The sequence below is a fragment of the Corynebacterium sp. LaCa78 genome (genome assembly GCF_046717505.1).
In the GTDB taxonomy this organism is placed as follows: domain Bacteria; phylum Actinomycetota; class Actinomycetes; order Mycobacteriales; family Mycobacteriaceae; genus Corynebacterium.
On the sequence record NZ_CP177112.1, the window covers coordinates 1,856,263 to 1,879,606 of the forward strand.

Annotated in this window: 20 protein-coding genes; 14 read left to right on the top strand and 6 right to left on the bottom strand. The window is 60.7% G+C overall.

Features of this window, described 5'->3' with window-relative positions:
* Positions 1-84 precede the first annotated feature (84 nt).
* Together ACLI1O_RS08920 and ACLI1O_RS08925 are read left to right on the top strand one after the other, a co-directional pair.
* Positions 85-1,239, top strand: a complete 1,155-nt coding sequence (locus ACLI1O_RS08920) for an ATP-binding protein (RefSeq protein ID WP_239268629.1) — start codon at positions 85-87, stop codon at positions 1,237-1,239.
* Positions 1,240-1,403: 164 nt separating this feature from the next.
* Positions 1,404-2,354 (top strand): hypothetical protein, encoded by a 951-nt coding sequence (locus tag ACLI1O_RS08925; protein ID WP_239268630.1) that lies wholly within the window; start codon positions 1,404-1,406, stop codon positions 2,352-2,354.
* A 139-nt stretch (positions 2,355-2,493) separates the two neighbouring features.
* On the opposite strand, the gene ACLI1O_RS08930 is transcribed toward ACLI1O_RS08925, so the two are convergent.
* The 4 genes from ACLI1O_RS08930 to ACLI1O_RS08945 all read right to left on the bottom strand — a co-directional run bounded on the left by ACLI1O_RS08930 (position 2,494) and on the right by ACLI1O_RS08945 (position 5,854).
* Entirely contained in the window at positions 2,494-3,174 is a 681-nt protein-coding gene (locus ACLI1O_RS08930; RefSeq protein ID WP_239268632.1) for a hypothetical protein, read from the bottom strand.
* A 224-nt stretch (positions 3,175-3,398) separates the two neighbouring features.
* Positions 3,399-5,231 (bottom strand): AMP-dependent synthetase/ligase, encoded by a 1,833-nt coding sequence (locus tag ACLI1O_RS08935; RefSeq protein WP_239268634.1) that lies wholly within the window; start codon positions 5,229-5,231, stop codon positions 3,399-3,401.
* Between the two features lie 151 nt (positions 5,232-5,382).
* Positions 5,383-5,658 (bottom strand): hypothetical protein, encoded by a 276-nt coding sequence (locus ACLI1O_RS08940; RefSeq protein WP_239268636.1) that lies wholly within the window; start codon positions 5,656-5,658, stop codon positions 5,383-5,385.
* A complete protein-coding gene (locus ACLI1O_RS08945; RefSeq protein WP_005278067.1) occupies positions 5,651-5,854 on the bottom strand; it encodes a hypothetical protein in 204 nt (67 codons plus the stop codon). Before ACLI1O_RS08945 ends, ACLI1O_RS08940 begins: the two co-directional genes overlap by 8 nt.
* Positions 5,855-5,892: 38 nt before the next feature.
* Here ACLI1O_RS08945 and ACLI1O_RS08950 point away from each other — a divergent pair, with 38 nt between their 5' ends.
* Positions 5,893-7,155 carry a carboxylesterase family protein gene (locus ACLI1O_RS08950; protein WP_239268638.1) on the top strand — a complete coding sequence of 421 codons (1,263 nt, stop codon included), beginning with the start codon at positions 5,893-5,895 and terminating at the stop codon, positions 7,153-7,155.
* Between the two features lie 3 nt (positions 7,156-7,158).
* Here the strand turns inward: ACLI1O_RS08950 and idi are convergent, their stop codons facing one another.
* Complete coding sequence (gene idi / locus ACLI1O_RS08955) at positions 7,159-7,710, bottom strand: isopentenyl-diphosphate Delta-isomerase (protein WP_239268639.1); 552 nt, start codon at positions 7,708-7,710, stop codon at positions 7,159-7,161.
* Positions 7,707-8,255 (bottom strand): hypothetical protein, encoded by a 549-nt coding sequence (locus ACLI1O_RS08960; RefSeq protein ID WP_239268641.1) that lies wholly within the window; start codon positions 8,253-8,255, stop codon positions 7,707-7,709. The genes idi and ACLI1O_RS08960 overlap by 4 nt, the downstream gene beginning before the upstream one ends.
* A gap of 169 nt (positions 8,256-8,424) precedes the next feature.
* Here ACLI1O_RS08960 and ACLI1O_RS08965 point away from each other — a divergent pair, with 169 nt between their 5' ends.
* The 11 genes from ACLI1O_RS08965 (at position 8,425) to ACLI1O_RS09015 (ending at position 23,343) form a co-directional block, all read left to right on the top strand.
* Entirely contained in the window at positions 8,425-10,311 is a 1,887-nt protein-coding gene (locus ACLI1O_RS08965) for an ABC transporter ATP-binding protein (RefSeq protein ID WP_239268643.1), read from the top strand.
* Positions 10,312-10,353: 42 nt separating this feature from the next.
* A complete protein-coding gene (locus tag ACLI1O_RS08970; protein WP_239268645.1) occupies positions 10,354-11,484 on the top strand; it encodes a MalY/PatB family protein in 1,131 nt (376 codons plus the stop codon).
* 213 nt (positions 11,485-11,697) lie between these two features.
* Entirely contained in the window at positions 11,698-13,125 is a 1,428-nt protein-coding gene (gene brnQ / locus ACLI1O_RS08975) for a branched-chain amino acid transport system II carrier protein (protein WP_284771595.1), read from the top strand.
* Between the two features lie 188 nt (positions 13,126-13,313).
* Positions 13,314-14,333: an LLM class flavin-dependent oxidoreductase gene (locus ACLI1O_RS08980; RefSeq protein ID WP_239268649.1), complete on the top strand. Its 1,020-nt coding sequence runs from the start codon at positions 13,314-13,316 to the stop codon at positions 14,331-14,333.
* A 188-nt stretch (positions 14,334-14,521) separates the two neighbouring features.
* Positions 14,522-16,042 carry an ABC transporter substrate-binding protein gene (locus tag ACLI1O_RS08985; RefSeq protein ID WP_284849554.1) on the top strand — a complete coding sequence of 507 codons (1,521 nt, stop codon included), beginning with the start codon at positions 14,522-14,524 and terminating at the stop codon, positions 16,040-16,042.
* On the top strand, positions 16,039-17,004 hold the full coding sequence (locus ACLI1O_RS08990) for an ABC transporter permease (protein ID WP_023023469.1): 966 nt from the start codon (positions 16,039-16,041) through the stop codon (positions 17,002-17,004). The genes ACLI1O_RS08985 and ACLI1O_RS08990 overlap by 4 nt, the downstream gene beginning before the upstream one ends.
* Entirely contained in the window at positions 17,001-17,822 is an 822-nt protein-coding gene (locus ACLI1O_RS08995) for an ABC transporter permease (protein WP_239268653.1), read from the top strand. Before ACLI1O_RS08990 ends, ACLI1O_RS08995 begins: the two co-directional genes overlap by 4 nt.
* Positions 17,819-19,267 (top strand): ATP-binding cassette domain-containing protein, encoded by a 1,449-nt coding sequence (locus tag ACLI1O_RS09000; protein ID WP_239268655.1) that lies wholly within the window; start codon positions 17,819-17,821, stop codon positions 19,265-19,267. Before ACLI1O_RS08995 ends, ACLI1O_RS09000 begins: the two co-directional genes overlap by 4 nt.
* Positions 19,268-19,327: 60 nt before the next feature.
* The gene (locus tag ACLI1O_RS09005; protein WP_284771597.1) at positions 19,328-21,019 is read left to right on the top strand and encodes an FUSC family protein; all 1,692 of its coding nucleotides are present in this window, start codon (positions 19,328-19,330) and stop codon (positions 21,017-21,019) included.
* A gap of 144 nt (positions 21,020-21,163) precedes the next feature.
* Positions 21,164-22,963 (top strand): BCCT family transporter, encoded by a 1,800-nt coding sequence (locus ACLI1O_RS09010; protein ID WP_239268771.1) that lies wholly within the window; start codon positions 21,164-21,166, stop codon positions 22,961-22,963.
* Positions 22,963-23,343, top strand: coding sequence for a hypothetical protein (locus ACLI1O_RS09015; protein WP_239268659.1), 381 nt, complete (start codon positions 22,963-22,965; stop codon positions 23,341-23,343). Before ACLI1O_RS09010 ends, ACLI1O_RS09015 begins: the two co-directional genes overlap by 1 nt.
* Position 23,344 lies beyond the last annotated feature (1 nt).

A 23,344-nucleotide genomic window follows, 5' to 3' on the forward strand; every position in this document is an offset into this window, starting at 1 on the left:
GTTGGTTTCGATGCCTAATAGTTTTATAAACAAAATTCAAAAGATAAACAAGCGTACACAAGCGCAGTGTTTTACACTTGGACTATGACCACCCGGAAGAATCCGTTTACCGCCACGCTTGGGGCCACGCCTCCCTACCTGGCTGGCCGTAAAGACTCCATCGAGGAGTTTGCTTATGCCTTGGACGATGGCCCCGGATCCCATGAACGCATTTCCCTCGTCGTGGGTCCGCGCGGTATCGGCAAGACGGTATTGCTCAATGCCTTCGAAGACACCGCGTCAGATCGCGGGTGGCGCATCCTTAATGACACGGCATCTGCCGGTTTTGCGGAACGGCTCCGTGCTGAAATTATTAATACCCTTCACCTCAACCGGGCAGCGCTAAAAGGTTTCAACCTGCACCTTTTCCAATTGGGCATCGGCATGGAATGGGATTCAAGAACATTATCCGCGGAAACCTACCCCTTAAGAAGGGCCTTGAAAGACCTCCTCCATGCGCAGCGGGAACTAGACCGGATTTCCCACAGCGAGCCCACTGGGGTGCTCATTACTTTGGATGAAATGCACCACCAGCGCAGTGATGAGGTCATCGATTTTGGAGCTACCATCCAGCACCTCGTGCGAGAAGGGGAAAATATTGCTGTAGTCATGGCAGGAATCCCATCCTCAATTAAACCGCTTTTGGCTAGCCAAGATGACTCTAATCCTGTCACTTTTCTTCGCCGTGCGAACCGCATTGAATTGGACCGAGTGCCGGATACGGACGTCCGGAAGGCACTCAATGCTCCCGTAGAAGAAACAGAGGTTAATTGGGACAAGGACGCACTGAATTCTGCCGTAACCGCTTGCCAGGGATATCCCTTTATGATTCAGCTCGTCGGCCTATGGGCTTTCCGCCACCGAACAGACAATACGATTTCGGTGGAAGCTGCGCAGGAAGGCATTTCCAAAGCGCGACGAAAGCTAGGGCAGCTAGTCCATGAGCCCGCCCTAGCGGAGCTTTCCCCCATCGATCGGACATTCCTGCTCCACATGGCTCAAGACAATGGCCCCTCATCCATGAGTGATATCACGGCCCGCCTAGGAAAAAGTTCGCAATATGCATCCAATTACCGGCGCCGCTTGCTTGACTCGGAACTAATCGAAATACCAGCCAGTGGCCAAGTAGACTTTGCCCTGCCCTACCTTCGGGACTACTTGCGCGAGCATGCAGCTAGCTTGGTCATCGATTCGTACTAATCGAACTCAGTCACGCAACCCATTGTTATCGCAGGTGTGGATAACTTGAGCTCGTGGCGCCACTGGGGAATCATGATTAACACTTAGTGAAGATTCAACGAGAACTCCACAGCCTGCGCGCATTCGGGTAGCGGGCATCATGCTCCTCGTATGTGCTCGAGGGCATGAACCAAGCATTAACTAATATTCCGTCCATCCGGCACAACCATCCCACCTTCTGGCACGAACTCGATAACGGCACCTACCTCAAACTCGCACCCCGCATCGCGGTGCACCGCGAACATTACCACAGCCTGAACCTGTCCTCTCAGCTGCGCCTGCGCGCCATTGCCGCCGCCCGCAGCGCCTATACCGCGGTGCTCATTTCCAAATCCGCCGCCCGCGTCCACGGGCTATGGGTGCTTGCCTCCGCCGAAGAAAAGGTGGAAATGGCCCTTCCCCATAACTCTTTGCCTAATAAGGACCGGCGCAATCCAGAACGCATTTACCGCAAAACGAAATTACCCGAACCGATGCTGGTACACGGCGCCCGTACCGTTTCTCCGGCTCGGGCGGTAATCGATATTGCCCGGTTCCACGGTTTTCGCGAGGGCCTCATTGCCGCCGATTCTGCCCTGCGCGCAGGAATTACGAAGAAAGCTCTTAGTCAGGAATTCGCCCAGATGGGCAGGGTACGCAATAGTGCCGTCGTGCGAGAAGCTATCCACCACAGCTGCGCCGCCTCCCCTTCCCCCTATGCTTCCTTTGCCCGTGCCCTGCTCATCCAGGCGGATTTTCCCTGGCCGATGTTTTTCGAGGTCCACTACACCGCCCTGCCCGGCATCACCGCGGAGCTCTGCATCAATAAGACCTACGTCATCGACATCACCGAACCAGGCGATGACACTACCACCTCCATACAGCCGCTTGCCGATGCCCCATCCACCGCGGCACCAACGAAGCCGCGGGACCACGCTGAGCGGTCCCGCGACAAGCGCCTGCGCGATGCTGGCTTTATCGTCATACGGTGCTCCCCGCAGCAGTTAGTTCAGCACCCGGAGCGCTTTATCTCTGAGGTCACGGCCACTATCTCCGCGCGCCAGAACGCTATACGCTCCCAGCAGTCCCACAACTGAGCCATTCAACGCTAAAGATGAAGCCACGCAAGGTTCTAGTCCACGCAGGGTGTCCATCTAAAAATGCGACGGCCACCGAGAGAGGGAATCTCGGTGGCCGCTAAATTCCCCTTGCCTTAAGCAAGGAAGTCTAAAGGAACTATGCAGTTGTGGCCCGGCGGGCTGCCTCGCGCTTGGCGCGGACTTTTTCTACGACCACGGCAATGCGGGCGCGTTCTTCTAGGAATTGCGGCGGGTTATGCCCGCGCATGGAGCGCACGTACGCCGGGTGCGTATCGAGCACGGTGTGCTTCCACGCCTGCACGGCGATGAGCGCGGATTCCCCGGTACACTTATACAGGTGCGGTAGGGAGACCATGTCGAGGTTGCGGGCGACGGCATCCGTTTGCTCCAGCACGTATTCCACGACCTCACGCAGGTAATCTGCTACCGCCTGTGTGCGCTGGCGCAGCGCTTCTGCCAATTCATGCACAACGATGGGCTTGGCAATGGGATAGCGCTCATCCAACAGGCGCGGGGTGAGCTGCTCCGGCTCCTCCGCATCATTCGCGCCGGAGGGAGCGGCAGAAATGGTTCCCGAACGCACGCCGGACACGAGCGCTTGGCGAAGCCCAATTAGCTCACCCACGCAGCGCCCCGAGTCCACGCGGGCGTCGTCGACGATATCGCCGAGTTCCGCCAAACAATCCATGGACAGTTCCTCATCCCAATCCTCGATTGCTTCAATGAGGTGCTCGAGGTATTCCGCGACTTCGTCGCCGATATTGTAAATCTCCTGGGTGAGCTCGCGGTGACGCAGCTCGGCGGCGATCTTCTGCATAGGCTTCGAGCCACTCCTTCCGCGGTTTTCATTTTCTAACCTCTAGTAGAGGTTGAGGTTTTCGGCGACGACTCATGACTCTATGCCAGATCGTCTACCGCGAGAGTGCGACACTCCGAAGCGTTTCACAGGTTTATGGCAGGTTCGCGCTTCGCCCATGGTGACCTGCAAGAAGGAAAACACCCGAGGAATAAAATCCTCGGGTGTACCCGTTTCACGCCTTTCTAGCGCTTGTAAATGTGCTCGATGGCGCTGGCGTAGCGTTGCGCCACCACGTTGCGCTTGACCTTCATCGTTGGCGTAAGCTCATTTTCATCCTCGGTAAGGTCGCTTTCTAGGATGTAGAACTTCTTAATGCCTTCCGCATGGGACACCGTGGAGTTGACCTTGTTGACGGCGTCTTGCACTTCGGCGCGCAGGGTGGCATCGGTAGCGATATCGTCCATAGAGCGGTTTTCTGGGATATTGTGGTCCAGCTTCCACCGCTTGAGGATGTCCGGGTCCAGGGTGATAAGCGCTCCCACGAACGGCTTGCCATCGCCTACGACCATGGCCTGCGAAATCAGCGGGTGGCCGCGCAGGATGTCCTCCATCGGGCCAGGCGAGACGTTCTTGCCACCCGCGGTAACAATCAGGTCCTTCTTGCGCCCGGTGATGGTGAGCTTGCCATCATCGTCGATTTCCCCCAAGTCACCGGTGTTGTACCAGCCGTCCTCAAAGGCTTCCTCCGTGGCCTCGGGGTTATTCCAATACCCTTCGAATACCATGCCGCCCTTGATGCAGACTTCGCCGTCATCGTTGATGCGGAGGGTAACCCCGCCGAGAGGCGGGCCGACGGTACCAATGGATTGGTCCACGTAGTCCACGGCAGCGGCCGCGGCGGTCTCGGTCAGGCCGTAGCCCTCATAGATGGGCACGCCGATGCCGCGGAACCAGTGCAACAGATCGTGGCCCATCGCGGAGCCGCCGGTAATGCAGTACCGAACATTGCCGCCTACGCCCTGGCGAATGGTGGAATAGACCAGCTTGTCAAAGAGCTTGTGCTTAATTTTCAGCAGCCGGTCTGGGCCGTCCGGCGTATCGAGTGCCTTCGAGTATTCGATGGCGATCTTTTCGGACTGTTCAAAAAGAAAGCTCTTGATGCCAGAATCCGCCGCCTTCGAGGCCGCGGAGTTGCGAACCTTTTCAAATACGCGCGGCACGCCCAAAATGACGTTGGGGCGAGAGCGGGCGAACTCGATGGAGATGGTGGAAAAATCGGACCAGTGGTTCTGCGAGGCACCGCGAATGGCCACGGCAATCGATACGGCGCGGGAAAAGACATGTGCCAAAGGCAAAAATGTCAGCGTATGGCTGCCCGGCACGGCGAAGACACCGATGGGGTTGGTGGTCAGCGCCCTAGCCTCCGAGAGCCAGTTCCGGTGCGTCAGGATGCAGCCCTTCGGGCGGCCGGTGGTGCCGGAGGTATAAACCAAAGAGGCCAGATCATCGGTATTGGTGGCGGCGATGCGGGCAGACACCTCGTCGGTGCCAACGCTGCGGCCTTCGAATTTCAAGGTATCGATGGCAGAGGAATTAATCTCTAAAACGCGCCGCAGCTGCGATGGCGAGCCCTTCAAATTCGGTTCCCCATCGTCTTGTAGGACCAGGTTTTCAACTAATTCGGAGTGCTCGCGGGTTTCGGTAATCGCCAGCACCGCGCCGGAGTCCTCGATAATCCAGCGCACCTGGGAGGCGGACGAGGAAGGATAAACCGGAACCGATGCCGCACCGGCGGCCCAGATGGCGTAGTCCAGCAGGGACCATTCGTAGCGGGTAGCAGAAATCAGAGCGATGCGATCGCCCTGCTCGACGCCTAGCGCGATTAAGCCTTGGGCTACTTCAAAGACCTCATCGATAAACTCTTTACCGGTGACATTGACCCACTCGTAATTAGCTGGGCGGGTAAACATGACGCCGTGCGGGCGCTTCTTCGCGGTATCCATCAGGGCGGTGAGGCAGGTCTCCCCCGGCTCAATGGTAAAATCCGCCGGAGTGTGCACTTGTTGCAGGGTCACGCGATGTCCTTTCGCACAGCTAATAATAATCTGTGCCTACTGTACCAACCGGTTGGCGTATCAACGCGTTTCACCCACGATCGAAGCTGTAATTATTCACGGCTTATAACACCAGAGTGGTCCATTTATTGGAGCAGTCCACCAGTTTGTCCTAGGGCCACAGGCTGCCGATAAGCGCAACGATGAGAACTAACGCAATCATGGACCACAGCGTGAGCGAGACCCGGGATTTAGGCAGAGAGCGCTTGCGGCGAACGGGCTGAGAGGTGCCAGCAACCAGCGGGTTTGCAGCGCGCTCATCCTTTTTGCGCTCTGGATCCCACAGGCCTTCGCGGGGATCGACCGGCTGGATCCTATCCGAGCTGGCGCTGGGCACGTCGCCGCTCGCTGCGTTATCGCCCGCGCCCTCCGAATGTTGTTCAGCCATGGTCTTTTACTGTAGTGCCGCGATTGCGAAACTGGGAAATTAGGACGGCGCTGCGGTCCACGGCCCACATCAGGCACCAGGCCAGCCCAATCATGATGGGCACCACGATGATGACCACGATGATCATCTGTACCCACACGGGCGCCTGCACCAAGAACTGCGAAAATGCGCTGCTCACGTCAGTCAACCACTCCATGGGTCCTTATATTACTGCCCCACGGTAATCTGGCAGGTATGTCGAGCGCACAGATACCCGTTACCATTGCCACCCCATCTGGACGCATCACCGGCTTTAGCCGCGATGGCCTCTCCTACTTTCATTCGCTGCGCTTTTGCGAAATCCCTAGCCGCTTTTCCACGGCGCGGCCGCTGGATGAGCCCCTCGACCAAGATGCGCGCACACCGCAACCGGATGAGGTAGCGCTCAGTATTACTGCCCCGGAAAACGCGACGGATTGCCCCGTGGTGGTCTATATCCACGGGGGAAGTTTTGAAGGCGGCTCGCATGAGGACGAGCGGGTGCCAGGCACGGTAACGGCCCGCAAGGGCATCATCCAAGTCCGGGTGGGCTACCGCGTGGGCCTGGCTGGTTTCGCCCGCTTTGCCGACGATGAAGCGGACCGCTACCGGGGCATCGATGACTGCGTGCTGGCGTTGGAGTGGCTACAGGACAATATCGAATCCTTTGGCGGGGATAAAACGAATATCACCCTGGTAGGACAATCCGCCGGCGCGGCGATTAGCCTGTGGCTTGCCCGGCGCGATCACTATCGCGGCGCTTTCCGGCGCGTCCTCGCCCTCTCGCCCGCCTACCCCCGCGATACCTTTGAGCACCGCGTGGCGGGATTGCACAGGTACCTCTCGGTACCTATTGAGCGCAGCGCCCTGGAATCGCTCTCGCCCGAGGCATTGGAAAAGGGCTATAAAAAGTTCCGCAAGAAGCACCGCTATGACTTGGCCCTCGGCCCGGCGCCGATGCAGGCATCCGAACTGGCGGATATCCCCATCGTGGTGAGCTCCACCCGGGATGAGTTTTACGATCTCCCGGCCGGCAAGCGCATCGATAATATGGCCCTGGGCAAGTTTATTTGTAACTACCTGTCCCAGCGCTTCGGCTTCCCGCACGGCCGCTACACGCAATGGCGCCAGCTCGCGCAGTACGTGGACCCGGACCGCCTGATGGGCCGGATGATCGGCGATTCCCTCGTTCGCCGCTGGACGGCGCAGGTGGCCTCCGGCGCACCGGGGCCAACCTGGATGATGGAGTTTACGAGGAAGCTTAAGCCAGCGCTGCACTGCGATGAGCTCTACCCGCTCTTCGGCACCGACTGCGAGCTGAACGAGTGGCTCTGCCACTTCGCCACCACCGGCGAGCCGGGCTTCCCCAACTATGGCAGCGACCACCGCGTGCTCGAATTTGATTTGGATACCGGGGATAGGCGCATCGCCTATGCCACCCTTGATTACGTGGCGGCGGCGTTTTATGAGGAAGACTAACTGCTACTGCGCCAAAGACTGAAGCGCCGCGCGCAATTCGGCTTCCGCCAGTTCCTCGCACATCCACGGGCTAAATACCGCCGGCACGGCATCGGCCGCGGCGATAAGCCGGGCGGGCTCGACCCATTCCCAGGAGTCGACCTCGTCCGGGTTCGGCTGCCACTGCGCTTGGGAGTCGAGCTCTACGCAGTAGACGGGGCAGATTTCGTTTTCCACCAAGCCGGAAGAATCCACCGCACGGTAGGAAAAGGTGGGCAGCACCACGCGCAAGTTGGATAACGCATCCGCGGGAATGCCTAGCTCGAATTCGGCGCGGCGAGTAACGGCATCGGCAGTCGCCTCCCCCGGACCAGGATGCCCGCAGAAGGAATTGGTCCACACGCCGGGCCAGGTTTGCTTGCCCAGCGCCCGGCGGGTGATGAGCACCTTTCCGTGGCAGGTAACCCACGCGGAAAAGGCAAAGTGCAAGGCGGTGTCGGTGGTATGCACCTCGGATTTGAGCGCAGTACCAATGGCTTTTCCATCAGCACCCGCCAGGACTACCCGTTCCGTCATAGGTTCAGATCCCCCACCCACGTGACGTTTCCAATGTGCAGGCGGGCATTCCAGAGGTTACCCGGCGCGACATCGTAACGGTATTGGAGGTTGACCGCGGCGCCCGCGCCCAGCGGGTGATCGAGGCCCGGGGGTTCCACGTCAGGCGCGGAGTTCTCGTCATACGGCAGGGCTTTTACCTTAGACCAGCCGCCATTCCCGTCGGCGCGCTCAAGGACGGGGTCATCGAAGGCATCGGTGGGCAGGGCCATTTCGTTTTCGTTCTTGAGCAAAATGGTTACCACGGAGCCGCCGGAATTATTGTCCGTATACACTCCTTGCAGCTCCCAGCTGACACCGAGGCCGGCATCTTTGACCGGGCTCGCTAGGTTGGAAGTGACTTCCTTATCGTCGGTGTCTTCCGCTTGATAAGGCGCTTCTTCTGAGCTGGAGACGGTGATATTGTCCCCCAGCCCGGTCTCTTCCGGCTGGAGAATGCTGCATCCGGCCAGGGTCACGGCGAGAAGGCTGACCACGCCTGCGCCTAAAGTGTGAGAAATTTTCACCGTGGATGGATCCTTTGCACGCGAAGATAACTTTATTTCTGCACAGATACCTTAGCCGAAAGCCCGCCCAAGGTATGCATCTGGGCTGCGCGCCGTGGCGTGTGGCATACTGGACTGTCTCTTTTAGGTACTCTACTTCCCTACGCGTCTTTGAATTGAGCATCCCTCCATGAAATCCCTCGTACGCATTACCCGCAGCGCTTCTGCCCTGTGGCCCTATTATCTCGGCGTGTTGCTCGCAGCGACGGTCACCGCCGTCCTTGCGTTGATTTCACCCTTTTTCACCAGGGAAGCCACCGACATCATCGTTGAGGCCCTCCAAACAAGCGAGCCGCTTGGCGATGCCCTTCGTTCCGTCCTTTTCCTAGCCCTCGCCCTCTTCCTGGCTGATGCCGCCAATGCCCTATTCCGCAATATCGGCAGCTACATCGGCGATGTCATGGTCTCGCGCCTGCGCCAGATTTTATCCAACCGCTACTTTGCCAAGCTCTTGGCGCTGCCGCAGGGCTATTACGATAATCAGGTCACCGGCACGATCATCGCCCGACTGGATCGCTCCATCGCGAATATCACGCAGTTTATCCAGTCCTTTGCCAATAATTTCTTCACGATGATCATTCAGACCATCGCGGTATTGGCCATTACCGCCTGGTACTACTGGCCGCTGACCATCTTATTGGCGCTGCTTTTCCCCATTTATATGTGGCTGACCGCGCTGACCTCGAAGCGCTGGCAAAAATTTGAAGCCATTAAAAACGAAAACATCGACCAAGCCAATGGCCGCTTCGCCGAGGTCATAGGCCAGGTCAAGGTCACCAAGTCCTTCGTCGCCGAATCCCGCGAGTTGGACCACTTTGCCCAGCGCTATGGCACCGTAGTCGATACCACGCGGCCGCAGTCCCGCTGGTGGCACATGATGGATACCTTCCGCGGCATCGCCATGGCCGTAATCTTTTTAGGCATCTATGCGGTCATCTTTTGGCGCACCCTTGAAGGCCACTTCTCCATCGGCGATATGGTCATGCTCTTGCAGATGGTCACCATGGCCAAGCAACCCGTCTTCATGATGAGCTGGATGATCGATACGGCCCAGCGCGCTATCGCCGGCTCACGCGACTACTTCAAGGTCATGGAAGAAGACCTGGAGCCCACCGCCTCGCGCGAGCTGGTCGCCGCCATCACAGACTCCGGCACCCCCGATCTGAACCTCACCCCTATTACCCCATTGGAGCCCACGCCCGGCGCGCCGGTCTTTGCCTTTGATGATGTTTCCTTCGCTTATGAAGAAGGAAAACCCGTCGTTACAAATATCTCCTTTAGCGCGCACGAGGGCCAGAAGGTCGCGCTCGTGGGTGAATCGGGCGGCGGTAAATCCACCCTGGTCAACCTGCTGCTGGGCCTGTATCACCCCTCGGCTGGCCACCTCGACGTGCTGGGCCACCGCGTCGATGACCTCACCGCTTCACGCCTGCGCGCGTCCGTCGGCGTGGTCTTCCAAGAGTCCTACCTCTTTTCGGGCACCATCCGCGACAATATTGCCTATGGCAAGCCGGGGGCTACTGAGGAAGAAATCGTGGATGTGGCCAAGCGCGCCAATGCCCATGACTTCATTGAGGCCTTCCCGGATGGTTATGACACGGTCATCGGCGAGCGCGGGTTGAAGCTTTCCGGTGGGCAGAAGCAGCGCGTGTCCGTCGCGCGCGCCATGTTAAAGGATGCGCCCATCCTGGTGCTCGATGAGGCCACCTCCGCGCTGGATACCAAGGCCGAGCGCGCGGTCCAGGCTGGCCTAGACGAGCTGATGAAGGACCGGACCACGCTTATTATCGCGCACCGCCTATCCACCATCGCGGATGTCGATACCATCATCACCCTAGAGGCAGGGCGAATTGATGAAATGGGCTCGCCTGCCGAGCTCGCGCAATCCGGTGGTATTTATGCCGAGCTGCTCAAGCTCACCCAATCCAGCTCCGCCGCGGACCGCCGCCGGCTGAAAAAGTACGGCTTTGTCACCGGGACCAATTCCCGCAGCGAGCACGGCGAAGAAAGTGAATAAATCCACTGGGACTGCTGCGCTTAAAGCGTTAAGCTTGTGTGCATGCAGTTTCCTAGCCTAGAAGAGTTGCAAGCCCGCGGAACCCGCAAGTGGACCGTCTTTGATGAGGACGTCCTCCCGCTGTGGATCGCGGAGTCCGATTTTCCCACCGCCCCCGCCGTCAAAAAGGCGCTGCAGGAGATGGTGGATAATGAAACCTTCGGCTATACCCCCTCCCCCAAGGCCTCGGGGCTGCGCGAGGCAGTCGCCGATTTCTATGCGGAACGCTACGACTGGCGCCCCAATGCCGATCACATCTTCTGGATAGGCGATGTCGTCCGCGGCCTCTTGCTCGGCGTGCAGTACTTCACCCGCAATGATTCCCCCGTCATCGTGCCCGTGCCCTCCTACCCACCGCTGCTAGAGCTCCCCCGCACGGCTGGGCGCGAAAAGATAGAAACTAGCCTCGAGCTAGAGGAAATCGAGCAGGCCTTCAAGGACGGCGCCGGTTCTATTCTCTTGGCCAATCCGTATAACCCGCACGGCCACGTCTTGTCGGAGGACTACCTCCGCGGGCTGGTGGAGTTGGCGGAGAAATACGATGCCCGCATCTTGGCCGATGAGATCCATGCCCCGCTGGTTTATGAAGGAAAGCATATCCCGGTGGCATCGCTAAGCGAGGAAGCAGCGCAGCGCACCATCACCGTCACCGCCACTTCCAAGGCCTTTAATACCGCGGGACTCAAGTGCGCGCAGATCATCTTTTCCAATGCCGCCGATGCCCAAAAGTGGAACGGTCTGACCGGCGTAGCCAAAGACGGGACCGGCACCTTGGGCGTGCTTGCCGCCGAGGCCGCTTACCGCCACGGCGGGGGCTTCTTAGACGAGGGAATCGAGTACCTGCGCGAGACACGCGACTGGTTGGTGAAAGAACTCCCGCAGCGCATCCCTGGGCTAAAGACCTCGCAGCCCCAAGCCACCTACCTGTTGTGGCTAGACTTTTCCGATACCGCCCTCGCTGGCAATCCCCAGCCCGCCAAGTGGCTGCGCGAAAACGCCCGCGTCGCCCTCAACGAGGGCGATACCTTCGGCACCGGCGGCCCCGGCCACGCGCGGTTGAACTTCGCCACTTCCCGCGAGATCTTGGGCGAGGCACTCGACCGCATGGAAAAGGCCTTCGCCGAGCTCGACTAGCTCCCCCGCCATCCTTTCTCCTCGCCCCATCGCACGCGCGATGGGGCTTTTATTGCATTTTCACCATGCTTTGATTTCTCAACAGGTGGGCAGTAATATCTCATTACACGAATAGCCCCTATAGGGCTACAGAATTCGCATTCTCGTTCGCGCCCCGCCACCACGGCTCTCGGCGCGGCCGATGGTTTTAGTACGCAATGTTAAGGAGCCAGGATGGCTACCACCACCGCCTCAGGCACCCCCAAGAGCAAGGCCACCGTTGTCATTGCTTCGCTCATGCTCTTTTCGATGTTCTTCGGCGCCGGCAACCTCATTTTCCCGCCCATGGTGGGCGTATCCGCCGGTACCAACTTCTGGCCCGCGGTGCTGGGCTTCCTCGCTGCCGGCGTACTCTTGCCCGTCCTGGCCATCATCGCGGTCGCCATTTCCGGCCGCTCCGTGCGCGACCTGGGCGCGAATGGCGGCGCTATCTTCGGCGTCGTCTTTTCCGCCATGGCCTACCTGTCCATCGGCGCTTTCTACGCGCTCCCGCGCACCGGCGCGGTCTCCATGGAAACGGCGATTACTCCCCTTTTGGGCTGGGAAGGCACCCTGGCTAGCGGTTTATTCAATACCATCTTCTTCCTCATCGCGCTCGGCCTGGCGTGGAAGCCCAATTCCATCATCGATACCCTGGGCAAATTCCTCACCCCAGCCCTGGTTGCGCTGCTGGTCATCCTCATTACCTTGGCCGCGCTGAATCACCCGCGCGATCCCCAGATGCCCACTGAAGATTACGTTTCTTCCCCCATGGTCACCGGCCTTTTCGAGGGCTATAACACCATGGACGCCATCGCCGGCCTGGCCTTTTCCATCGTCATCGTGGGTTCCCTGCGCTCTAAGGGCTTTAAGACCCAAAAGTCCCTGGTGAAGGGCACCATCACCGCGGCGCTCGTCGCCGGCGCCCTGCTTGCCGCCATCTACCTGGGCCTTGCCTGGGTAGGCCAGACCTTGCCCGATGGCCAGTCCTATGATTCAGGTGCGCCGCTGCTTGCCGAGGCCGCCAATCTCACCATGGGCACCTTCGGCCAGGCCCTCTTCTCCGCCATCGTCGTCCTCGCTTGCCTGACCACCGCGGTGGGCCTTATTACCGCCACCTCCGCGTTCTTCGAGATGCTGGTGCCGAAGACGACCTACCACCTGTGGGCCTGCATCTTTACCGCGATGTCTATCCTCTTCGCCTTCCAAGGCCTCGACACCGTGCTATCCATTGCGGTGCCGTTTATTACCTTCCTGTACCCACCGGCCATTTCCCTTATCCTGCTCACGCTTATCCAGCCGGCGGTAAAGAAGTCCGTCGTGTTCTACTGGACCTACCGCCTGGCCCTGTGGGTATCGGTCATCTGGTCCGCCCTGACCGTCATTTCCGCGCAGGGTTGGGGCACCACCGCCCTGGATCCCGTCTTGTCGCTGTCGCCGGGCCAAGCGGTGGATCTTGGCTGGATCGTGCCGACCGTCATCGCGGCAGTTATTGGCCTGATTGTGGATATCTCCACCAAGGCCGGGGAGAAGCACTCCAACTCCGTGACCGCGGCGGCCGATGCTGATGACGAGGCCGTCGTTGACTCGCCGCTCGATGCCGCGGCATCGCCAAAGAGCTAAGCTCTCTCCTTCCACACCCCGCCGTGGGCCCGCATTCCTCGGGCTCCGCGGCGGGGTTTTGTCTGCGATTTCAACTCAGCTAGGGACGCCGGGATGCGCATGGTCGCGCGAAAAAGTACGGAATAGCCCCGCCCCACGTACCGTTGCACTATAGGTACTATCCCCGCGAGAAAAAGGATTATTTTCCCATGACTGATCAGGCGCCGCTTTCCGTATTGGACTTTTGCACCATCTATGACGGTGAAACCCCTGCCCAATCCATTAACCGGTCGGTGGAATTGGCCCAAGAAGCCGAAAAGCTGGGGTATTCCCGCATGTGGTACACCGAGCACCACAATATGAAGTCCATTATGTCCTCCGCGCCCGCCGTCCTCATCGCGCACATCGGCGCCAAGACGGAGCGCATCCGGTTAGGCTCCGGCGGCGTGATGCTGCCCAACCACTCGCCGTACGTCATCGCCGAGCAATTCGGCACCCTGGAAGAGATGTACCCGAACCGCATCGACTTGGGCGTCGGCCGCGCCCCCGGCACGGACATGAATACCTTGGGCCGTGCGCTGCGCCGCGATGGGCAGTCTGCCGAGCGTTTTCCAGAAGACGTCAAAGAGCTCAATGCGTACCTCGAGGGCAAGGCCTATATCCCTGGAGTTAGCGCGATTCCCGGAGCTAATACGAACGTTCCTATCTATATTCTGGGCTCGTCCATGTTCGGCGCTTCGCTCGCGGCAAAGCTCGGCCTCCCCTACGCCTTTGCCTCCCACTTCGCCCCGCAGCACCTCGAGGAAGCAACCACCTACTACCGGGAAAACTTCCAGCCTTCCGAGCGGTTTACCAAGCCCTACGTCATCGCCGGGGTAAACGTCACAGCCGCCGATACTATGCAAGAGGCAGAAGCCGAGTACGAGCGCGTGTGCTTCAACCGCGTGAAGTCTTTCGCCGGCCGCGGCAAGTACCTGACCGATCAGCAGGTAGAGCAGATCATCGAGTCCTACCAGGGCCAGCAAATCCTGGACATGCTGCGCTACTCCGCGGTGGGTACCACCAAGGAAGTCACCGAATACTTAGAGAAGTTCCAAGAGCACGCCAAGGCCGACGAGCTTATGATTTCCCTGCAGTCCAGCTCGCACGAGAACGTCATCAAGAATATGCACGTGCTTGCTGAGGGCTGGCAGCTCGATCCAGCCAACGTAGCGGGTACCCCGCGCTAAACCCCGCCTCACTGCGCTACAAAGCGCCGCGTTGGGCCGCCCTCGGCCTCAACGCTGGCCGCTCGGTGCCACCGAGGCTCGCCACACAACAGCCGCTGAGATTGCCCTAATTAATGGCAATATATGCCTCCCCCCGAATGGTTTTAGAGCGTTTATGTGTTGAGTAACACACACGTTATTCTTCATTTATGAAAATTTTGCGCGCGCGCTCAGCGCTGGGCTGTCTCGCGATGGTGACAGCGCTGGGCGCGGTAACAGCTTGTTCAGCGGGCCATACCGCGGTGGTAGATACCACCGGCGACGACGCCGTCCTAACGGTGGCGTCTAGTTCTGGGGCCACCTCGCTCGATTTCACCACTACCGGTGGGGCCGCCGCGCCCTCGGCGCTTATGGATAATGTCTATGAAACCTTGGTGCGCATCGATGAAGACGGCTCCATCACCCCGGGCTTAGCCAAGGACTGGGACATCAGTGAGGATGCGAAGACCTATACTTTCCACCTGCGCGATGGCGTGACCTTTTCCAATGGCGACCCCTTTACCGCGCAGACCGCAGCCTTTTCCATTAATTACGTAAAAAATGACTGGGCCAACGGCATTTCCGCTGCCATGGACCCGGTCGAAAGCGCCACCGCAGTAGATGACCACACCCTCAAGGTGCGCCTAGAAAAGCCCTCCAATGGCTGGCTGTGGTCCATGGGCACCACCATCGGCGCAATGATGTCACCTAAGGGCATGGATGACCTCGCAGCGAAGCCTATCGGCACCGGCCCCTACGAGGTGGCGGGATTTTCCCCCGCAGAATTCGTCTCCTTGCACAAGCGCGATGATTACTGGGGCACACCGTCTGAGCACGATGTCACGGTGCGCTACTTCCCCGATGCCATTTCCTCGGTCACCGCGCTGCGTTCGGGCGGAGTGGACGTCGTCTGGGGCGTGGGTAATCCCGAAATCCTCGATTCCCTGGATGATTCCATCGATACCAACGTAGGCACCACCAATGGTGAGGTCCTGTTATCGATGAATAATGACCGCGCCCCCTTCGACGATCCGCGCGTGCGGCAGGCCGTGGCCTACGCCGTCGACCGCGAGGCGGCCAATGACATCGTGTGGTCCGGCATGGCCACCGATACCGGCGGCGCGCCCATGCCGCCCACCGATCCTTGGTTCGAGGGCAAGAACTATTACGACTTCAACCCGGATAAAGCCCGCTCGCTGCTTGCCGATGCCGGCGCCGAGGGCACCCCACTCACCATCACCGTGCCCACGCTCTACTACGCCCAGGCCATTTCCGAGCTGCTGTACTCGCAGCTTTCCGATGTCGGTTTTGATGTCACCCTCGAAACCGCCGAGTTCCCCGCCGTGTGGCTGGGCCAGGTTCACGGCGCCAAGGACTACCAGATGTCGATTATCTCCCACGTGGAGGCCCGCGATATTCCGGCGCTTTTTGGCAACCCGGATTACTACCTGAATTACGATTCCGCCCGCACGCGCGAGCTGCTCGATAAGGCCGATACCGCAGCGCCTGAAGACTATCCCCGCCGCATGACGCAGGTGGTGGACCAAATCATGGCCGATGCCGGCGCGCTGACCGTGATGAATATGCCGAATGTCGTTTTAACGCGCCACGGCATTAGCGGCTTGCACACAGATCAGGTCACCGACGCGATAGTCTTGCGCGATCTCACCGACGACAAGGAGGACCAATGAGTACCTCTCGAGCCCAGGCCTTAATCCGGCCGCTGCTGCGCTTTGTGCTCACGCTTTTTCTCGCCTCCCTCATCATTTTCGCGCTCATGCGCGCCGTGCCCGGCAACCCGGCGCGCGTCGCGTTGGGGGTTAATGCCACTGATGATGCCATCGCCGAGCTCAGCGCGGAACTCGGCCTGGACCGGCCGCTGCTCGCACAGTATGTCGAGTGGGTAAAGGGCCTGGCCACCGGCGATTTCGGCAAGTCGCTGTCCTCGCAGCAGGACATCACCCCGCTCGTCCTTGACCGCCTGCAGGTCACGCTCATCCTCATCGGCCTGGCCATGGCCTTGGCGCTGGCCTGCGCGATTCCCATCGGTATGTGGTTGGCGCACAACCGCAATTCGCGGGTTGCCGGCTTGGTCTCTGCGGGAACGCAGCTGGGCATCGCCGTACCAAGCTTCTTGGTCGGCATCATCTTAGTGGCCATCTTCGCGGTCCACCTGGGCTGGCTGCCGGCCAATGGTTGGGTGCCACCTAACCGCGGCGTAGGCGATTTCCTGCGCCACCTCATCCTGCCGGTCATCGCCTTGGCCCTGGTCCAGGGTGCGATGCTCACGCGCTATATGCGCTCCTCGGTGCTCGACGTTATGGACCAAGACTATATCCGTACCGCGCGCGCCCTGGGCGATTCCCCGCGGGAGGCCCTGCACCGCCACGGGCTGCGCAATGCCGCGCTGCCGGTACTGACTGTTTCTGGCCTGCAATTGACCTCGATGGTGGTAGGCGCCGTGGTCATTGAATCCGTCTTCGTCATCCCCGGCGTAGGTTCCATGCTGCTCGATGCAGTCTCCGTGCGCGATCTGACCACGGTGCAGACGCTTGTCATGCTGCTGGTCACCTTCGCGCTGGCAGTAAACATGCTTACCGATGTCGCCTACCGCCTCATCGATCCCCGAATCAAGGCAGGTGACGCACGATGAAAATGCGTTTTTCTGGTTGGCTAGGCGCCGTGCTCGTCGGCGCGGTCGTAGTAGTCGCCCTCGTATCGCTGGTGTGGACGCCGTACGATCCCACCCTCGCGCAACCGGGCAGCCGCCTGTCCGGCCCCACCGCAGATCATCTCTTGGGCACGGACCGCTTCGGGCGCGATACCGCCTCGCGCATCATGGCGGGCGCGAAAATCACGGTCTTCGTGGGGCTTATCGCCGTCGGCATCGCAGGGCTTATCGGCATCCCGCTGGGGATCCTCGCGGGCATGCGCCGCGGCACCTGGGTAGAAGCGCTGGTCATGCGCGGCGCCGACGTCGTAATCGCCTTCCCGGCGCTTTTGCTAGCCATTATCGCCGGCGCGGTCTGGGGCCCATCGACGCTTACGGCCATGATTGCCATCGGTATTTCCGGCATCCCGTCCTTTGCCCGCGTGGCGCGTTCAGGCACGCTGCAGGTGGTCACGCAGGACTATATCGCCTCCGCCCGCATCTCCGCCGTGCCGGGATGGAAGGTGGCGGTGCGCCATGTCCTCCCGAATATCGCGGGCCTTATCATCGTCCAGGCGTCGGTGTATTTTGCCCTCGCCATCCTCGCAGAGGCGGGCCTGTCCTACCTCGGTTTGGGGACGCCTCCCCCGGCCGCCTCGTGGGGCCGCATGCTGCAGGACTCCCAATCGCTGCTGAGCACCGATCCCCTCCAGGCCCTCTGGCCAGGCCTTGCCATCGCCGCCACGGTCTTGGGCTTTAACCTGCTTGGCGATGCCCTCCGTGATGCCCTCGACCCCCGCATGAAAGGAGCCACGCGATGAGCCTTTTAAGCGTGCGCGATCTCAGCCTCAGTGCCTCCGAATCCTCCCTCGTCGGGCCTCTTAACTTCGAGCTCGAGGCGGGCGAAAAGCTCGGCATCATCGGCGAATCCGGCTCTGGTAAATCACTGACCGCGCTGTCCATCATGGGCTTGCTGTCCACGGGCATTTCCGCCACCGGCGAGGTCACAGTGGCCGATCACCAGATCATCGGCGCGCGGGATTCCGCTATCCGCCCGCTGCGCGGCAAGACCATGGCCATGGTCTTTCAAGAGCCCATGAGCGCGCTGGATCCCTTAATGCGCATTAGTGCCCAGCTCACCCACGCCGGCGCACACGATACCGCCGCGGCCCTAGAGGAAGTCGACCTCGACGCCGACCTCGCCTCGCGCTTTCCCCACCAGCTATCCGGCGGGCAGCGCCAGCGCGTCCTCTTAGCCATGGCCATGGCGGGCAGCCCCGACGTGCTCATCTGCGACGAGCCCACCACCGCCCTCGATGCCACCACGCAGGACGGTGTCCTCCGCGTCATCGAGCGCGTTACCGAACAACGCGGCACCGCACTGCTTTTTATCACCCACGACCTCAATGTCATCCAGCGCATGTGCCCGCGGGTGTTGGTCATGCGCGATGGCTACATCGTGGAAGAAGGCCGCACCGAGCGCGTGCTTACTAAGCCCCGCCACGCTTATACCCAAGAGCTGGTCTCGGCCTCGCAGCCGCCCGACTTCGCCCTCACCCCGGCGGGCGAGGGGAAGGATGTGGTGGTATTGGAGGGCATCGGCAAGCAGCATGGCTCCCAGGCCGCGCTGGCGGGGATCGATCTCCGCGTGCGCCGCGGCGAGCGGCTCGGCATTGTCGGTGGCTCCGGTTCCGGCAAGACCAGCCTGCTGAAGATTGTGGCGGGCCTGGATGCCCCGACCTCTGGAACCAGCACCGTGGACGGGCGCGTGCAGATGGTTTTCCAAGACCCGCAAGGTTCACTGAACCCGCGGCTGAAGATCTGGAAATCCATCGCCGAGGCCATGCCCGGGCGCCTATCCAAGGCCGAGCAGCGCGAGCGCGCCGCCGCCGCACTGGAAGAAGTGGGAATTTCCGGCAAAGCGCTCGACCGCTATCCCCACGAGTTTTCCGGCGGGCAACGCCAACGCATCTCCATCGCCCGCGCGCTGTGCGGCGAACCGGATATTCTACTTGCCGATGAAGCCGTCTCCGCCCTCGATATGTCCGTGCAAGCCCAGGTGCTGGAATTGCTCGCCCGCCTCATTGAGGATCGCGGGCTGACCCTGCTATTTGTCACCCACGATCTCTCCGTGGTGCGCGGGCTCTGCGATAGGGTCGCCGTGCTCAACCGCGGCGAACTGGTCGAACACGGTCCCACCGAGCGCGTGTGGTCGAAGCCCGAGAGCGACTACACCCGCCGGCTCATCGCCGCCGCAGGGCAATAAATTCCCACGGCGTAAGGTGGTTGCGGTAGACGTTTTTAGCGAAAGGAGTCCCACAGGCTCGTGAGCATCGACCACCCTATCCCGCAACGCCCCAGCACCACCCAGTTGCTGACCGCCTTTAATACCGCCTCCGTGCGCTGGCCCGGTGCCCTGCGCGCGGCCCTGGCACTGCTGATTCCCGGCACCTTCGCCCTGCTCACCGGCCACGACTACGCCATCCTGCTGCTGGCCACCGGCGCCTTCGCCGTGATTTTCGGCGAAGGCCATCCCTTTCGCACCCGGCCCCGCGTCATCCTCACCGCTGGCTTAGCCCTGACCACCGTGGCGACCGTGGGCGTGCTGGTCGGCCACCTCATTTTCGTCCCCGGGCACGGGCACTGGTGGCTGCTGCTCGCCGGTCTTTATTCCCTCCTGCTCGCCGCGCTTTGTGGCTTCACCCAGAACGCGCTGCGCCTGCCGCCGCCGGGCGCCTTCTTCCTCGTCTTGGTCGGCGGCGGTTCGGTGATGTTGGCGCGGACGGATACCAGTGTTAGCCAGCTGTTCCTCTGGTCCCTGACCGGCGTGCTGGCCAGCCTGCTTTTGGGCATGGCGCCCGCGCTCATTGATGTGCACGGCCCCGAACGCCGCGCCGTCGCAGCCTTGGAAAAGGCCACCGCCGCGTTTGTCTCCGGTGAAGATGATTCCCTCGCCCGCCACCACCAGGCCCAGACGGCGTTGTCGACGGCCTGGCAAGCGCTTGCCGATGCCGGCATCATCCGCGGCGGCCGCATCATCAATACCGCCGCCGCGGGCTTGGTGGATCGCACCTTGCAGGCCCAAGGGCGCATCGTCGCGCATAACCGCGCGCTGGATCTGGGATCCTCTTCGGACCTGCTCACCGATCACGCTACCGATGTGGATCCGCACCGCACCGCCATCCCGCACACCCACCCCACCGGCCGCTACCGCATCTACCGCGCCGCGGTGCGGGATTCGCATGCCATGGTGACCACGCAAAAGATCGTGGTCTCCGCCGCCATCACAACGGTGGTCAGCCTGTCTTTAGGCTTTGACCGCCCGGACTGGGGCGTGGTCTCCGCCTTCCTCATGCTGCAGTGGGGACCGGACCACGTCGCCGGCACCGTCCGCGGCATCCACCGCATGCTCGGATCCATCGTCGGCGTCATGCTGTTTTCTATCTTCCACTACTTCGGCGTATCCGGGTGGAGCTTGCTCTTAGCCCTCGCCGCCTGCCAATTCTGCGCAGAGATTTTCGTGGCCAAGAACTACGCCATCTGCGTCATCTTCTCCACCCCGCTCGCACTGCTCATGGGCAATTCCGCGCAGCGCCCCCTCTGGCCCACCATCCAGGCGCGCATCAGCGAGGTCCTCATCTCCATCATCGTGGCCACCATCGTGCTGTGGTTCTGGCAGCGCTCCGCGCCCGTCCGCAACCAGCACCGCTTGCAAACCCGCGCCATGGAATCCATGTCCACCCTGCTCGGGTTGCTGTTTATCAATACCCCCGAAGAGGTCCTAGCCAGCCGCCGCGACCTGCAATACGAGTTGTTATCCGAGCGCCGCGCCATCCAATCCCTCGCCGCCGATAACCCCGCCACCGCTCGCGAATTGTGGCAACGGCACATCGCCATCCAGCACGCGGGCTATTTCCTGCTCGATTATTGCTCCACGCACCCGTTCAGGATGGCGAGCAGGGAGGAGCTAGATGGCATCGTCAAGCAGATTCACGCCGCGCATGCCCAACCGCGCTAGCTTGTGGAATGCGCTGCGGTGCTGAACAATTGAAGCCACGACTCCCGCCGAGCTAAGGACACCGTGACTTCTTCCTCCCGCGCCTATAAGCGCTCCCTCGAACCGCACGATAAGGGCAGCGCCGTCGGGCTCTACCCGCACAATATGCACCCCGGGCTGGTGCCCGGCATCAGCGTTGAGGACCAACGCAACCGCTTCGGCCTGGATAAATCGCTATTTTCCATCACCGCCGTCCTCATCGTAGCCTTCATCATTTGGGGCATTACCATGCCCGATAACCTGGCCGCCGCCTCCTCCACCGCCTTTAACTGGGCCATTACCAATACCGGATGGCTGCTGAACATCACCATGCTGCTGGCCACCGTGACCATGGCCTATATCGGGTTCTCCCGCCTCGGCCGCATCAAGCTCGGCACGGATACAGAAAAGCCCGAATTCAGCTACTTTAGCTGGGTAGCGATGATGTTTGGTGCCGGCATCGGCGTCGGGATCTTCTTCTATGGGCCCTCCGAGCCGCTATCGCACTACCTCAGCCCTCCCCCGCACACCGTGGATAACGGCAGCTCCGTCGAGGCATTGCACCAAGCCATGGCCCAATCGCACTTCCACTGGGGCATTTCCCCGTGGGCGGCCTATGCTTTGGTTGGCGCGGCGATTGCCTATTCCTCCTACCGGCGCGGGCGCGTTCCCCTCATCTCTTCCATCTTCCAGCCGCTCTTCGGCTCCCGCGCCACGGATGGTCCGCTGGGCAAGCTTATCGATGTCATGGCGCTTATCGCCACCCTCTTCGGCACCGCCGCTACCCTGGGGCTTTCTGCGATTCAAATCGGCGAAGGTGTCAGCATCATTCGCGGCGCAGGCCCCATGACCAATTCCGCGCTCATCATCGTCATCGCCGTTTTGGGCTGCGCGTTTATCGTCTCCGCAGTCTCTGGCGTCGCGCGCGGCGTGCGCTACCTGTCCAACTTCAATATCACCTTGACCTTGGGGCTAATTGCCTTCGTCTTCTTGGTCGGGCCCACCCTATTGCTGCTAAACCTCATTCCTTCGGGCATCGTGGTCTATATCGATCAATTCCTGCCCATGATGGCCAAGGGGCTGTCGTGGGGCGATGAAACCATTGAATTCCAGTCCTACTGGACGGCGTTCTACTGGGCCTGGTGGATTGCATGGACGCCGTTTGTGGGCATGTTCGTCGCCCGCATCTCCCGCGGCCGCACCATCCGCGAATTCGCCGCCGTCACCATCTTCGCGCCCACCGCCATTTTGGCGCTGGCTTTTACCATCTTTGGTGGCACCGCCATTTCCTTCAATCAGGATGGCGTAGCGGGTTTCGACGGTGAATCCTCCAATGAGCAGGTGCTCTTTTCGATGTTCCAAGATCTCCCCCTCGGCACCATCACCCCGTTTATCCTTTTGGTTATCCTCGCGGTCTTCTTTGTCACCTCGGCTGACTCTGCCTCTGTGGTCATGGGCACCATGTCCTCCAAGGGCGACCCAACCCCCAATAAGCTCATCGTCATCTTTTGGGGCCTGTGCATGATGGGCATCGCCATCGTCATGCTGCTGACCGGTGGCGAAGACGTGCTCACCGGCCTGCAAAACCTCACCATCCTGGCCGCCCTGCCCTTCTGCCTCGTGCTGCTAACTATGATGGTGGCGTTCATCAAGGATCTGCGCTCTGATCCAATGTTTATCCGCCGCACCTATGCCCGTTCGGCGATGGACAATGCGGTCATGCGCGGCATCGCGGAGCATGGCGATGAGTTCGAGTTCTCCGTCCAGCACGCCGAAGACGACCGCGGGGCCGGCCATGACTTCGATTCCGCCGCGGACCGCTACACCGAGTGGTACCAGCGCACGGACGAAGAAGGTCGAAACGTCGACTACGACTTCGAAACCGGCGAATGGTCCGACGGCTACGACCCAGAGGAGGAGAAGTAATGGGTCTTCCCAGCGAGGTTGTCCTCGATGGCTACACCCTCATCGAGCAACACGAGATTGACCACGAATTCTTATTGCGCGGCTCGCCGCTTAGCACCAACACTCCCCTGCTCTTCGCGCTCACCATCGCCGGCATCGCGCTCGTCGCCGCCAGCTTATTCCTGCGCGGGCGCGGGCGGGTCATCGCTGGTGTACCGGGCGCGGTGCTCACGGTGAGCAAGCTGTGGTGGATGCCTTTCGCTTTGGCACGGCACTTCGATGACGGTCAGGTCTTTGGCTATACACTCAAGTACTTCCCGCAATACTGGCCGGTGGCCTCGGTCATTGTCGGCGCCATCGCGCTCATCGGCCTTGCCTCTGCCTTTATCCGACGGCCTTAGC

What these genes read in the sequence shown, in the direction of transcription:
- ACLI1O_RS08920 (WP_239268629.1), top strand. Translation starts at nt 85, where the DNA reads ATGACCACCCGGAAGAATCCGTTTACCGCCACGCTTGGGGCCACGCCT.
- ACLI1O_RS08925 (WP_239268630.1), top strand. Translation starts at nt 1,404, where the DNA reads ATGAACCAAGCATTAACTAATATTCCGTCCATCCGGCACAACCATCCC.
- ACLI1O_RS08930 (WP_239268632.1), bottom strand. Translation starts at nt 3,174, where the DNA reads ATGCAGAAGATCGCCGCCGAGCTGCGTCACCGCGAGCTCACCCAGGAG.
- ACLI1O_RS08940 (WP_239268636.1), bottom strand. Translation starts at nt 5,658, where the DNA reads ATGGCTGAACAACATTCGGAGGGCGCGGGCGATAACGCAGCGAGCGGC.
- ACLI1O_RS08945 (WP_005278067.1), bottom strand. Translation starts at nt 5,854, where the DNA reads ATGGAGTGGTTGACTGACGTGAGCAGCGCATTTTCGCAGTTCTTGGTG.
- ACLI1O_RS08950 (WP_239268638.1), top strand. Translation starts at nt 5,893, where the DNA reads ATGTCGAGCGCACAGATACCCGTTACCATTGCCACCCCATCTGGACGC.
- idi (WP_239268639.1), bottom strand. Translation starts at nt 7,710, where the DNA reads ATGACGGAACGGGTAGTCCTGGCGGGTGCTGATGGAAAAGCCATTGGT.
- ACLI1O_RS08965 (WP_239268643.1), top strand. Translation starts at nt 8,425, where the DNA reads ATGAAATCCCTCGTACGCATTACCCGCAGCGCTTCTGCCCTGTGGCCC.
- ACLI1O_RS08970 (WP_239268645.1), top strand. Translation starts at nt 10,354, where the DNA reads ATGCAGTTTCCTAGCCTAGAAGAGTTGCAAGCCCGCGGAACCCGCAAG.
- brnQ (WP_284771595.1), top strand. Translation starts at nt 11,698, where the DNA reads ATGGCTACCACCACCGCCTCAGGCACCCCCAAGAGCAAGGCCACCGTT.
- ACLI1O_RS08980 (WP_239268649.1), top strand. Translation starts at nt 13,314, where the DNA reads ATGACTGATCAGGCGCCGCTTTCCGTATTGGACTTTTGCACCATCTAT.
- ACLI1O_RS08985 (WP_284849554.1), top strand. Translation starts at nt 14,522, where the DNA reads ATGAAAATTTTGCGCGCGCGCTCAGCGCTGGGCTGTCTCGCGATGGTG.
- ACLI1O_RS08990 (WP_023023469.1), top strand. Translation starts at nt 16,039, where the DNA reads ATGAGTACCTCTCGAGCCCAGGCCTTAATCCGGCCGCTGCTGCGCTTT.
- ACLI1O_RS08995 (WP_239268653.1), top strand. Translation starts at nt 17,001, where the DNA reads ATGAAAATGCGTTTTTCTGGTTGGCTAGGCGCCGTGCTCGTCGGCGCG.
- ACLI1O_RS09000 (WP_239268655.1), top strand. Translation starts at nt 17,819, where the DNA reads ATGAGCCTTTTAAGCGTGCGCGATCTCAGCCTCAGTGCCTCCGAATCC.
- ACLI1O_RS09010 (WP_239268771.1), top strand. Translation starts at nt 21,164, where the DNA reads ATGCACCCCGGGCTGGTGCCCGGCATCAGCGTTGAGGACCAACGCAAC.
- ACLI1O_RS09015 (WP_239268659.1), top strand. Translation starts at nt 22,963, where the DNA reads ATGGGTCTTCCCAGCGAGGTTGTCCTCGATGGCTACACCCTCATCGAG.